The organism is Thalassovita aquimarina, from assembly GCF_018219815.1.
In the GTDB taxonomy this organism is placed as follows: domain Bacteria; phylum Pseudomonadota; class Alphaproteobacteria; order Rhodobacterales; family Rhodobacteraceae; genus Thalassobius; species Thalassobius aquimarinus.
Genome location: NZ_JADMKU010000001.1, coordinates 149,110 through 161,600, shown reverse-complemented (window position 1 = coordinate 161,600; position 12,491 = coordinate 149,110). Strand labels below are relative to the sequence as shown.

Sequence of the window (12,491 nt, the reverse complement as noted above, 5' to 3'; positions counted from 1 at the left end):
GCCTTTCCAGCCTGACATGGATGTCGAATTCGGTTACTAGGGTTTCTTGATCCCGTATTTCTTGATCTTCTCGATCAGCGTGGTGCGCTGCAGCCCAAGTGCTTGGGCGGCGCCGGTGACATTGCCTTCGCAGACCTGCAGTGCGCCGTCGATCATGCCGATTTCCATGTCGCGCAGGATCATGCGTATATCGATTGCCCCCTTTTCCTGCAGCAGCTTCAAAACCGCGTCCTGATCACCCACCGCGATTCCGGCGCCGGGCGCCTTGCCGTTGGGTGCGCCGTCGGTTTCGCTGAGCAACAGGAAATTATCGACCTCGGCGGCATGAAGCATACGTCCGGGAAACATCACGATGGCGCGATCGACCACGTTGCGCAATTCGCGGATATTGCCGGGCCACGAATGCGCCTGCAGCCGTTCGATCGCATCCATCGCGAAATGCGGCAGGTTGGCATGCGTATTCTGTTCGGAATGATCGCGCAGCATGCGGTCGATCAGTTCGGGAATTTCGTCCAGCCGGTCGCCCAGCGGCGGCACCGGCACAGGCAACACGTTGATACGGTAAAACAGGTCGGCGCGGAATTTTCCGTCGGCCACGGCTTCGGTCAGCCGGCGGTGCGTCGCCGTCACCAACCGGAAATCCACCGCGATATGTTCGCGCCCGCCGACGCGCTGAATTTCACGGCTTTCCAGCACCCGCAACAATTTCGATTGCAGCGCTAGCGGCATATCGCCGATTTCGTCGAGAAACAGCGTGCCGCCATCGGCCATTTCGATCAGCCCGACGCGGCGTTCATCGGCGCCGGTGAAGGCGCCCTTTTCATATCCGAACAGTTCCGATTCCAGCAATTCGCCCGGGATCGCCGCACAGTTCACCGCCACCAGTTGCCCCTTGCGGCCCGATGCATGGTGAATGGCGGTGGCAGCGCGTTCCTTGCCAGATCCGGTATCGCCGCTGAGCATTACCGGCGCATCGCTGGGCGACACGGCAGTCAGCATCTGCTTCATCCGGCGGGTGGCGGGCGACGACCCGACGATATGCGCATCAACCTCGTACAGGATCGGCGCCTCGGCGTCGAAAAAGAGATTGTTGCAGATATTCGTCATTCTGTGTCCCTCGCTGTTTTTTTCGACGTCGCCCCGATCGATTTCATGACGCGTCATCTTTCGCCACAGCGTAGTCAAAATGCCGACATATGCGCCACCTCTCGGATGTTAGCAAAACGATCCCTTAAGGGTGTGAATATATACTTTAGTATTGCTTTCAGGGTTTTACTGCGACACCGCCGATGCGAACTCCGCCCGCAACTGGGCGACGAGATCCTGACGATCCGCCGCCGCCCGTCCCGACCGGCGCGGCAGCCGCGGTTGCCGTTTCAGGCGGACAGCGTCGACTTTCGGAAGCGGGCTTTCTGGCAGATAGGCATACCCGCCCTGCCCGCCCGATACGGCGACATCTATCAGCGGCGTGCCGGCAAGCGCCAACACCCCATGAGGTTGCCTGACCACCGCCTGCCGGCGCTGCGGCTGCGCCTCGCCCGGGCCGGCCGATCGCGGCGACCAGCCGGCGGTGGAAGCCACGAAGGACGGTTGCTGCTGCGGCAGTTTAGCGACCACGCGCCGGACCCGGCCCAGATAGGCCTCGCCACGCTCGCCGTCGGCGGAATGGTAATGACGGGTTGCCGCCTCCCAGCTGCCGTGGCGGTCCTTCAGCCGGGTGAGGAATTTCGCGGCGTAGTCGGTATTGGCCTCGGGCGACATCATCTCTTCGATCGAGGCGAAGTTCCCGCTGTGCCAACGGTAATTGATCTGCATGCAGCCGACATCGACATTTGTCACGCCGCTGGCGAGAACCTCGCGCAGCTTCTTGAGCGCCGCTTCGCGGGTCGGGAAATAGAACCCCTGCCCCTGCACGTTCAACGTCCAGGGCCAGGCACGCACGCCCCTGTCGCCCTGTTTCAATCCCGTTTCAACCCGTGAAATTGCCGGCATCAGATCGCGCGGCAGCCCATGCCGCGCCGCTGTTTTGGCGGCTATGGCCTCGCAATCGACCGTACTGGCCCAGGTGGGCGGCCCGGCCAGAGCGACGAGCGCCAGGACGATTGCGAGGCCGACGCTGCGTACCGATGCAGCCACAGTACCGCACATGTACCGCTTACCCATCATCACCCCAGAAAATCGAAAAGTGTCCTGCCCGAGATCTTGGCATAGGTCTGTTGCGCCGCTTCGCGGTTCATCATCAACGCCTGCAACTCGGTAAGCGCGGCGGCGATATCCAGCCCTTCGTAACCGGCAAGCGCGCGTTCCACCATTTCGATCCGGTTGTCGAGCGCGCTGCTCTGACGTTCGCCGACCTGCTGGATCGCACCGACTTCGGCGCGCTGGTCCGCGATATGTTCGATGGCGTTCTTGATCGCGTCGATCTGGGCGCTGGACGACATGCTTTCGGGAACCAGAACCATGTGGTCGCCCTCGACCCCGCCGGTCATCGGAACGATGCTGACCTGCTTGGTCTGCCGCGCCCCGCCGCCTTCGATCTGCAGGTTTGACAGGTTTATATCGCCCGCGCCGCTGAGCCGCAGCGCGGTCGGATCCGTGGGATCGATCACAGCACTGACCCCGGTGGTCGCGCTGGCCGCGTTGATCGCGTCGCGCAACGCGTCGGGGGAACTGGCCATGTAGGGCGCGGTGATGGTCGCGCTTCCCGACGGACCTTCGATGGTCATGGTGTATTGCCCGGCCGCCCCGTTCGGCTGGAACCGCAGCTCATCCGCGGCCCCGGCGGCGACGATCCGCGATCCGCCGCCCAGTGTAAGCGTGTTCAGCGTGTCTTCGACGATCGAGAATATGTCACGGGTCTCGGTCCCGCCTGGACCGCCGGTTTCGATCTCCATGAAAACTTCCTGCCCGTGCAGCGACGTCGCCAGCATGGTGTTTTCTGACACCCGCAGCGTATGCCGGCCGGTATCGCCGACATATTCCACATTGACCCCATCGTCGGAAAAGGCATCGCCTTGGGTCTGGTAGCCGCCGAACAGCGCCCGGCCGGTGTCGTCGCGGGCCTGGGCCAGACGCACGAGGTTGTCACGCAGTTCGACCGCTTCGATCCGCAGCGCTTCGCGTTCGGAATCGGTTACCGACGCGGTGGCGCCACGAATGGCAATTTCGGAAAACCGGTTCAGGATGTTTCCGACCTCGCCCAGCATCGTGTCCGACAGGCTCAGCCGCCGGTCAATGGTTTCGAGGTTCAGGCTGAACTGTTCCAGCAGGCTTTTCTGGTCCTGCGCCGCCGACATGTTTAGCGCGCGCACAGGATCGACCGAGGAGCGGGGATCCGCCTTACCCGAGGAGATCTGCGACTGTAGGCTGGAAATTTCCGTATCCAGCCGGGTGAAATGCTTCTGGGCGAGGCTGTGTTGAAGAGAAGTCCCGATCGTCATGTTTCACCTCAGAGGCTATTGATTAGAGTCGAGAAGATATCGCGCGCCACCGACATCACCCGGGCATTGGCCTGATAGGCCTGCTGGTATTTCATCAGGTTGGCCGCTTCGGAATCGAGATCGACCCCGGACGCAGCCGATTGCGCGATTTCAGCAGATTCATAGCGGGCGCGGTCCACCTCTTCCTTGGTCTGCACCGCCGCCAGCATGCCACCGACCTCGGTGCGCAACTCGGTGAACTTCGCGTCGTAGCCGCCAATCCCGGTTTCGGTGTCGCGGATCCGCAGCGCCACCAGCGCGTTGAGGCCGCGGGCATCGCCGCTGCCGCTGGTGGTGGCGCCAACATCGTAGAGGTCGCCGTTCTGGATCGTGCCGCCGCTCAGGGTCAGGCTGAACCCGGCGATCTCGACATTGCCGTCGGCATCCAGGATGCCGCCGCCCAGCCGGTGGCCGGTGGCCTGATCGGTCAGCTCCACCTCGCCGGTGGCCGCGTCGATCACTTCCAGCCGGACCGAACGGTCATCGGGTTCGGTGCCGTCGCCCGCGGTGATGTTGCCGCCGATCTCCAGATCGCCCGGCCCCGCCACCACGATCAGATCCTCGTAAGGCAGGTCGGTCAAACGCAACCACTGCGCATCAGCGCTGCTGCCGTCGGTGGACAACTGCGTGCCAAGATAATTGTCCGCCTGCCCGCTCAGCGTGCCGTCATAGATCGCGCCCGATGCGAACCCGTTGGCGGTGGTCATCAGCGCCGCCGCTTCGGCCGCGGTCAGTGCGGGACCGGCGATCTGGGTGCCTTCGCGGGTGAAGATCATGATGTCGGACGGGGTGCCGCCGGTGCTGAGACTGGCCAGCGTCAATTCGCTGGCGCTGGCGGGGATCACCCCCACGACACCGTCGGAAATCAGGGTCGTGGAACTGCCATCCCCGGGCAGGATGTCGGACATCAGCGGCAAACCGGTGCTGCCGATATCGGCGCTGGCGACGGTCAGCTCGGCATCGCCGGCATTCGCCGCCGAGGCCACCACCGTCATGCCTCCACCGGTCGCGATCTGCCCGGCATCTTGCAGCAGGAAACGCATGTTCTGCGCCTGTCCATGCGTGGCCCTGAGGTTGATCACGTCGCCTTCGGCCGGGGGGCCGTTCAGGTCGATGACCACGCCGGGCAATACGACCTGGTTGGTGCCGCTGCCCAGCAGGGCTCCGGTTTCGTCAAAGGCCTGCCACAGGCCCGCGGCTTCGTCCCGCACCAGCTTGATATCGCCATCGGGCGGCGTTTCGCCCAGAACCTCGGTGGTGCTCACGATCGAGGTGCCACGGTTGGCCGGGGCCGGTTCCGCCTCCCAGCCGTTGAGCGAAAAGAGCCGGGTTCCGGGATCGCCGTTTTCGTCGCGCGACGCCATGTGCACCGCGTTCATTTCCTCGGTCAGCGCCACGGCCCAGTCATTCAGATCGTCCAAGGTGGCAGTGACCGCGCCAAGGGCACTGGCCAGACCGTGCAGACGGCCGCCGGTAGCCGCGCGGGTCTGGGTTTCATCCGGCGCGCTTGCGGCGGTGGCCGGACGCACGACCAGGGCCAGGCCGCTGTTCATCGACACCCGCGCCGGACCATTGGCATCCAGCAGTGTCGGACCGCCGGGCACATTGCCCAAGGTAACGGTCGCCGTGCCCATTTCGCCATATTCGACCTGGACTTCGACCAGCTTGGAAAGGTCGGTCAGCAACTGATCGCGCCGGTCCATCACCGAATTGTTGGCCCCCGGCACCGTGGACACGCCGATCTGTTCCTGCAGCCGGTGCAATTCCTTCAGGATGCCGTTGACCCGGTCCACCACCTGTTCCCCCTGCCCCTGCAGATAGGTGGCCAGATCGTTGATGTTGTCGGCCATGTCGGCCACCGCGCCGGCAAAGGATTCACCGGTATTGAGTAACACGCTGCGCAACCCGTTGTCATCGGGCGTGCCGGCCAGACCTTCGACCGCGTCGAAGAAATCGGCCAGGGTTTCCTTGATCCCCCCCGCTTCGGGCAGCATCCGGTTTTCCAGCTGCTCCAGCGCCGGCACCATCGTTTCCGACGAAGACAGCGCCGAAACGGTCCGGCGCACTTCGCCGGCCACCAGTGCATCGAAGGCACGGCGCACGTCCTCGATCATCACCCCGTTGCCGTTGATCGCGCTGAACAGCGGATTGCCGGCGCTGCCGGACACTTCGCTGGTGATGACCTCGCGGCGTGAATACCCCTCGGTATTGGCATTGGCGACGTTTTCACTGGTGGTGGTCAAAGCCACGCGGCTGGCCACCATGCCGGATTTGGCGATGTTGAGGAAATCGCTCATGCGTTACCCGCCTTGTCTTTCACGAAGGGGGTGAACTGGCGCACGATCGCATCCGCCAGCCCCAGCCCGGCACGGCCGGACGCGGTTTCGGTCAGCGTGGTGTCGAGCATGTCCTGCATCCGCTCGGTCCCGGTCCCGCCAAGCAGGTCGTCGCCCAGCGACGCCGCCCGCCCCGCCTTCATCATCTGCTGCAAGAACAGGCCCTCGAAGCCTTCGGCGGCCTGCTGCATGCGCGCCATGTCGCGGCTCGGCTCGGCGGGCCTGGCATCCGATTGCGCCGGTTTTTGAAGCCCCGGAAGCGACGTGTTCAGAGAAAGCGGCTGCGTCATGACAAGGGCTCCTCAGATAATGATAAGTTCTGCGCGCAGCGACCCGGCCCGGTGCAGCGCCTCGAGGATCGCCACCAGATCGGCCGGGCTGGCGCCCACCGCGTTGATTGCATCGACCAGCGAAGACAACGACACACCGGGATCGAAGACGAAAGCGGGATTGGTTTCCTCGCTCACCGAGATCTGGGAATCCGGGGTCACCACCGGTTCGCCGGGGGCCACAATGATTTCACCATTGCCGCCGATCACCGTCGCGCCCTGATCGACGTTGAAATCCTCGTTCACCCGCACGGTCAGCGATCCGTGGCTGACTGCCGAGGGCGTCACCCGGACCGAGCCGCCGATTACCACGGTGCCGGTGCGGGCGTTTACGATCACCTGCGCCGCCGCTTCGGCCGGCACCACTTCGATATTTTCCAGCAACCCCATGAAGGACACGCGCTGCGCCGGGTCGGCCGGCGCACGCACCCGTACCGAGGTACCGTCTAGCGCCACCGCGACGCCCTTGCCGAACATGTCGTCGATCGCGTCAACGACGGCCGAGGCGGTGCTGAAATCGCCGCGATGCAGGTTCAGCACAAGGTATTCCGATTCCAGGAACGGCGTTTCGACCATCCGTTCGATGGTTGCCCCGCCCGGCACCCGGCCGACGGTAGGAACATTGACCATCAACGAAGACCCATCCCCGGCTTCGACCCCGAGACCGCCAACCACCAGGTTGCCCTGCGCGATGGCATAAACCTCGCCATCGGCGCCCATCAGCGGCGTCATCAACAGCGTGCCGCCCTTCAGCGATTTCGCGCGGCCGGCGGTCGACACGGTGACGTCCAGCGACTGGCCCGGCTTGATGAAAGCCGGCATGTCGGCGGTGACCATCACCGCGGCCACGTTCTTGGTATCCAGATCGCCGGGATCGGTATCAAGGCCCAGGCGCGAGATCAGCGATTGCATCGACTGCTGGGTCAGCCGCGACCCGCCATCGCCGGTCCCGGCAAGTCCCATCACCAGCCCGTAGCCCACCAGCGCATTGCTGCGCACCCCCGCGACCGAGGCCAGATCCTTGATCCGGTCGGCCTGTGCCATGACCGCGCCCGCGAAGATGCAGACCATGGTCATCAGGGCGGCGATCAGCTTGCGCGTCATCGGGTGGCTTGTCATCGCGGATACCTCTTCTGGATCAGAACGGCGAAACGGCGTCGAAGCCGCGCCGCAGCCAGCCCTTCTTGCCGCTGGCGGCAACGTCGCCGGCGCCGACATACTTGATTTCGGCATTGGCAAGACGATCCGAATCCACCGTGTTGTCGGCGCTGATATCAGCCGGGCGCACGACACCGCGAATGCGGACGTATTCATCACCATTGTTCAGGGTCAGCTTCTTCTGCCCCAGCACTTCCAGGTTGCCGCCGGGCATCAATCGCACGACGGTCACGGACATCCGCCCGGTCAATGAATTCGACTGGGAGGCACGGCCGTTGCCGTTGAACGTCCGCTCGGTCCCGGCCGACAGGCCGTCGCTGTCGAAGTTGCCGGTAATCGCGGTCGGCAGGTTCAGCGCGAAGCGGTCCTTTTTCGAGGTCGAAGCAACCTGCGCCTTGCTGGCGGCGAATTTTTCCTTCAGCACCACGGTCAGGATATCGCCGACCTGCGCGGCGCGGCGGTCGGTCGCGAACAGCCCCATCTGGCCACCCGAAAAGATCGCCCCGCTGGCCATCCGGCTGGTCGTCTGCGGCGCCGGTTCCTGATAAACCGGCTCCCAGTCCGCCGAGGCCGCCGCCTCCATTTCGGTACTGCAGCCCGACACGGCCATCGCGGCGGGAACGGAAAGCAGGGCCAGGACCTTGGTGATTTTCATTGCCGTCTCTCCTTACAGCTTGTTGGACAGGAACCGCAGCATCTCGTCGGTGGCCGAGATCGACTTCGAGTTCACCTCGTAGGCACGCTGCGCCTCGATCATTTCCACCAGTTCCTGCACCACGTTCACGTTCGACGCCTCGAGCGCTCCCTGGATCAGCTTGCCGGTGCCTTCGTTCATCGGGGCGGTGACGACCGCCGGGCCGCTGGCCTGGGTTTCGACGGAAAAGTTTTCGCCGATCGGGGTCAGCCCGCGCGGATTGACGAAACGGGCCAGGGTCAATTGACCGATTTCCTGTGGCTCGGGGTTGCCCGGCTGGGTGACGCTGATGATGCCGTCTTGGGAAATATTGATATCCGTGGCGTCCTCGGGGATCAGGATTTCCGGTTGGACGGAATATCCGCTGGCGGTGGTCAGAAAGCCCTCGGCATTGCGTCCGAAGGTGCCGTTGCGTGTATATCCAATCTGTCCGTCCGGCAGCAGGACCTGGAAGAACCCGTCGCCTTCGATCATGAGATCCATCGCGTTGTCGGTCTGGATCAGCGGACCCTGCTGGAAAATCTTTTCCGTATTGACCATGCGCACGCCGGTACCGACTTCGGACCCTGCCGTCAGGTTGGTGGTTTCCGACGTTTGCGCCCCTGCCGGACGGAACGTCTGATACAGCAGCGTTTCGAAATTCGCCCGGTCGCGCTTGAACCCGGTGGTGTTCACGTTCGCCAGGTTGTTCGAAATCACCTGAATCCGCGATTGCTGGGCGTTGAGGCCTGTCTTGGCCACGTGCATTGCATTGGTTGACATGCCAATCCTCCTTTGGGCGGCTTTCTGACCTGTGTTGCCATTACAGGTGCAAGTGCCGTGCCAAGCAGGATTGCAGGCGTATTTAAGTGACGCGCATCACGCGTCGGGACTGCGCAGCAGGCGCGCGCCCGCTTCGTCGATCTTGCTGGCGGTGGACACCATGCGGATGCCCAGTTCGAAACTGCGTTGCATCTCGATCGAATTGACCAGTTCCTCGACCGTGTTCACGTTGCTGCCTTCCAGCACGCCCTGCGACAGCTTGGCCAGTTGGTTGGGCGGCGGAACGGTGCCGTCGGGGCTGCGGATCTGGCCGTCAGCGCCCTTCAGCAACTTTTGATCCGGAGTGGGAATGACGCTCGCCAGTGTGCCAACCAAAAGTGGCGGTTCATTGGGATCGGCATCGATCGGATCAACCCAGATTTCACCGATATCGGTGATCTGGATTTCCCGGTAAACCGGCACCTGGATCGGATTCATGTTGACATCAAGCAACATGTCGCCCGCCCCATTGGCCAGCGTGCCATCCGCCATCCGGCGCATGTCGCCGCGCCGCGACAGCGCCGGGTCGCCGATCCCGTCGGGCCGGACATAGAAGTAACCATCGTCGATCACGGCGATGTCGAGCGCTTCGCCGGTCTGTTGCAGGGGGCCGGATTCCTCGGAAAACCCGGCCGGCCCCGTTTCTGTCTGGAAGGCACGCACCATTTCCGTATTCAGCGCATCCGCAAAAAAGGCTTTACCATCGTTGTTGAGGTCCCGGCGGTAGCCCGGGACGTTCTGGTTGGCCAAGTTCTGCGCTTGCGTGACGCGCTGGTCCCTCTGGTTGGTGAGGGCGTTCAGCGCCGTGTAGATCATACGGTCCATGGGATCAGCCTGGCGTTACCGGATTAGGAACGGATGTTCATGATGGTCTGGGTTACCGAATTCGAGGTTTCCAGTGCCTTGGCCGATGCCTGATAGTTCCGCTGCGCGGAGATCAGGTTCACCAGTTCCGAGGTCAGGTCCACGTTCGACATTTCCAGAGCGCCGGATTCGATCTTGCCGAACCCGTCGGACCCCGCCTGCCCCATCAGCGCCGCGCCTGATTCAACGGTCTGGGAATAGCTGGATTCACCAAGCTGCTTGAGCCCCTGCGCGTTGGGGAAGTTGGCGATCGCCAGTTGTCCCAGCGAAATCGAATTGTTGCCCGCATAGGACGCCCAGACCACGCCATCGTCGCCGAATTCCAGACCCGACAGGCCGCGCGGACGCTCGCCGTCATGGGTACTGGCCAACACCTCGAAGCTCTCGTTGCTCATCTCGGTATCGGTCAGGTCGAGGTTGAGATTCCAGCTGGTGCTGGAAAACGCCATCGGCGCGATGGCTGTGGTGGGGGTGCCGTATTCGTCGAAGTTGATCTGCGCGGCGGTCGCAGGCGTGGTGGTCAGGACCTCGCCATCCACTTCCATCCGCATTTCATAGATGGTGGAGGGATCGGCCGCGGTGGGTTCCTGAACCTGAATGAAGAAAACCTTCGCCGGGACCGCTTCGCCCAGATCGTTCCAGACGTTCACCGCGGCCTCGGCGGCAAAGGTGGTGTCGTCGGCGGGGTCGAAGGCGTTGCTCGGCGGCACCGCATCCTGGTTGCCGGCCCCTTCGGCGCCGAACGGCAAGTTCACCGACAGATCGACCGCGGTTGTAGCCTTCGGCTCGCCATTGGTCGGCGGGATCCGCATCCGCTGCAGCGACAATTCGTTCGAGATGCTGCCATCGCTGTTGGTCGGGTAGCCCTGCAGGTAGCCGCCCGAGGCGTTCACCAGGTAACCTTCGGAATCCACGCCGAAAGCACCAGCCCGGGTATAGCTCAGGTTGCCGTCCGACACCGCGTCGCTGATGGTGAAAAACCCCTGCCCGCGCAACGCCAAGTCAAGCGTGTTGGCGGTCTGGTTCACCGGGCCCTGCTTGAAGCTCTGGCGCACGGTGTGAACCCGGACACCAGAACCGCTTTCGGTCCCAGAAGCGGCATAGGCCGAGCGCGTGAACAGGTCCGCAAATTCGGTACGGCTGGCGTGGAAACCATACGTGTTGGTGTTGGCGATGTTGTTCGACGTCGTCCTCAGGTCGGCCTGTGCGGCGTTAAGACCCGACAATGCAATAGAACTGGTCATTTGCGTCCTCTTCGGTTGCGAACTATCTGGTACCCGCGCTTAGCGCAGAGCGGTTATTTCCGAGCCAAGGAAGGCCCCGTAATCCTGGATCTGCAGCGTCATTTCCCCAGACACTGAATCCACTTCGACCCCTTCGATCCTGGCGTACACCTGGGTTGATGCATCAAGCGTGCCATCTGCATTCGCGGCGGTCACTTTTATCCGGATCTGGCGCCCGTCCGTGGGGGCGCCATCCCAGGAAAATTCAACCGGGCCAGCATATTGGTCGGTCAGGGACTGGCTGTGCAGAACATCGCCGGTTTCCGCGTCGGTGTATTCGATCACCATCGTATCGGCGTATTCTTCCAGATTGGCGCGGCCGGCGACGGTGCCCTGCTCATCGGGGCGGGCCAGCGATCCGGTCACCAGCGCGCCCTGGCCCAGCATGCCCGAGGCCTGGCTGATCAGAGAGCCGCTCATCTGCGTCGCCATTGTCGACAGGGTCGCGTTCAGGTCATCGATCCCGCGCACCGTCGACATCTGGGCCAACTGGCCAAGGAATTCGCCGTTTTCCATCGGCTGGAACGGGTCCTGGTTCTGCAATTGCGTCGTCAGCAGCGTCAAGAAATCGCCGCTGCCCATGTCGGCGGTCTTGCTGGACGTGGCGTTCGTCGCAGCCATGTCGCTGGTGCTGCGCAAACCGCTATAGCCACCGATATTCCCGACGCTCATTGACCCATCCTCATCGTCTTCGCCATCAGGTTGCGGATGGTGGAAACGGCTTCCAGCGTGTTCTGGTACTGGCGGCTGGCTTCCATCATCTCGACCATTTCCTCATCTGTGTTGACCGCCGCCTCGTAGACATAGCCTTCCGGGTCGGCGAGCGGATGATCGGGCTGGAAACTGCGAGACACTTCCCGATCCAGCGACACCACGTCGGTCACGTTCACGGTGGCCAAGCCGGACTGCTTCATCTGGTCGGCGTATTCGGTTTCGAACACCGGGCGCATGGCGCGATAGGCGTCTTCTTCATTGGTGCTGACCGTATTGGCGTTGGCAAGGTTGCTGGCCGTGGTGTTCAGCCGCATCATCTGCGCCGACATCGCGCGCGCGGAGATATCAAAGACATTCATCGTCATGGTCATTCACCTCTAATCGCCTGATGCAGGCCGCGGATCTTGCTGTTGAGAAATTCCAGGCTGGACTGGTAGCGAAGGGTGTTTTCGGCAAATTCCATCTGCTCCACCGACAGTTCGACGGTATTGCCGTCAAGCGACGTCATGGTCGGATCGCGATAGAGCATGTTGTTGCCGCCATTACCCGCGACCGGGATGTGCCCGGCATTCGTCACCGCCATTTCGCTGTTGCCGATGGCTTCGTTCAGCGCCGTTGTGAAATCGATGTCGCGGGCCTTGAAACCCGGTGTCGCCGCATTGGCGATATTCGAAGCCAGGACGCCGTTGCGCTGTTCACGCAACTGCAACGCCTGGGCATGGACGTTCAGGTGATCGCGGATGGCAGACATCTTAGTCCTCTTTCTCCTGCTTTTTTTCGGCGACAGGCCAGGTTGGTGCGATACTTGCAAACTTCGCTCTGTCCGGCGGGTC

13 protein-coding genes are annotated in these 12,491 nt (G+C 62.9%); all 13 read right to left on the bottom strand.

What is annotated here, in order from left to right:
• Positions 1-36 precede the first annotated feature (36 nt).
• Positions 37-1,107 (bottom strand): sigma-54 interaction domain-containing protein, encoded by a 1,071-nt coding sequence (locus tag IT775_RS00800; RefSeq protein WP_212699163.1) that lies wholly within the window; start codon positions 1,105-1,107, stop codon positions 37-39.
• A gap of 165 nt (positions 1,108-1,272) precedes the next feature.
• Entirely contained in the window at positions 1,273-2,136 is an 864-nt protein-coding gene (locus IT775_RS00795; protein ID WP_212699162.1) for a lysozyme family protein, read from the bottom strand.
• 29 nt (positions 2,137-2,165) lie between these two features.
• Positions 2,166-3,440 (bottom strand): flagellar hook-associated protein FlgL, encoded by a 1,275-nt coding sequence (flgL, locus tag IT775_RS00790; protein WP_212699161.1) that lies wholly within the window; start codon positions 3,438-3,440, stop codon positions 2,166-2,168.
• An 8-nt stretch (positions 3,441-3,448) separates the two neighbouring features.
• Positions 3,449-5,776: a flagellar hook-associated protein FlgK gene (gene flgK, locus IT775_RS00785; protein ID WP_212699160.1), complete on the bottom strand. Its 2,328-nt coding sequence runs from the start codon at positions 5,774-5,776 to the stop codon at positions 3,449-3,451.
• Positions 5,773-6,105, bottom strand: coding sequence for a rod-binding protein (locus IT775_RS00780; protein ID WP_212699159.1), 333 nt, complete (start codon positions 6,103-6,105; stop codon positions 5,773-5,775). Before IT775_RS00780 ends, flgK begins: the two co-directional genes overlap by 4 nt.
• Before the next feature lie 12 nt (positions 6,106-6,117).
• Positions 6,118-7,215 (bottom strand): flagellar basal body P-ring protein FlgI, encoded by a 1,098-nt coding sequence (locus tag IT775_RS00775; RefSeq protein WP_373050416.1) that lies wholly within the window; start codon positions 7,213-7,215, stop codon positions 6,118-6,120.
• 67 nt (positions 7,216-7,282) lie between these two features.
• On the bottom strand, positions 7,283-7,957 hold the full coding sequence (locus tag IT775_RS00770; protein WP_218958508.1) for a flagellar basal body L-ring protein FlgH: 675 nt from the start codon (positions 7,955-7,957) through the stop codon (positions 7,283-7,285).
• A 12-nt stretch (positions 7,958-7,969) separates the two neighbouring features.
• Positions 7,970-8,758 carry a flagellar basal-body rod protein FlgG gene (flgG, locus tag IT775_RS00765; protein ID WP_212699158.1) on the bottom strand — a complete coding sequence of 263 codons (789 nt, stop codon included), beginning with the start codon at positions 8,756-8,758 and terminating at the stop codon, positions 7,970-7,972.
• Between the two features lie 96 nt (positions 8,759-8,854).
• The gene (locus IT775_RS00760; RefSeq protein WP_212699157.1) at positions 8,855-9,622 is read right to left on the bottom strand and encodes a flagellar hook-basal body complex protein; all 768 of its coding nucleotides are present in this window, start codon (positions 9,620-9,622) and stop codon (positions 8,855-8,857) included.
• Positions 9,623-9,645: 23 nt separating this feature from the next.
• The gene (locus tag IT775_RS00755) at positions 9,646-10,905 is read right to left on the bottom strand and encodes a flagellar hook protein FlgE (RefSeq protein ID WP_212699156.1); all 1,260 of its coding nucleotides are present in this window, start codon (positions 10,903-10,905) and stop codon (positions 9,646-9,648) included.
• A gap of 39 nt (positions 10,906-10,944) precedes the next feature.
• Positions 10,945-11,616: a flagellar hook assembly protein FlgD gene (locus IT775_RS00750; protein WP_212699155.1), complete on the bottom strand. Its 672-nt coding sequence runs from the start codon at positions 11,614-11,616 to the stop codon at positions 10,945-10,947.
• Positions 11,613-12,029: a flagellar basal body rod protein FlgC gene (flgC, locus tag IT775_RS00745; protein WP_212699154.1), complete on the bottom strand. Its 417-nt coding sequence runs from the start codon at positions 12,027-12,029 to the stop codon at positions 11,613-11,615. Before flgC ends, IT775_RS00750 begins: the two co-directional genes overlap by 4 nt.
• Positions 12,026-12,409: a flagellar basal body rod protein FlgB gene (flgB, locus tag IT775_RS00740; RefSeq protein ID WP_212699153.1), complete on the bottom strand. Its 384-nt coding sequence runs from the start codon at positions 12,407-12,409 to the stop codon at positions 12,026-12,028. The genes flgC and flgB overlap by 4 nt, the downstream gene beginning before the upstream one ends.
• Between the last annotated feature and the right edge of the window lie 82 nt (positions 12,410-12,491).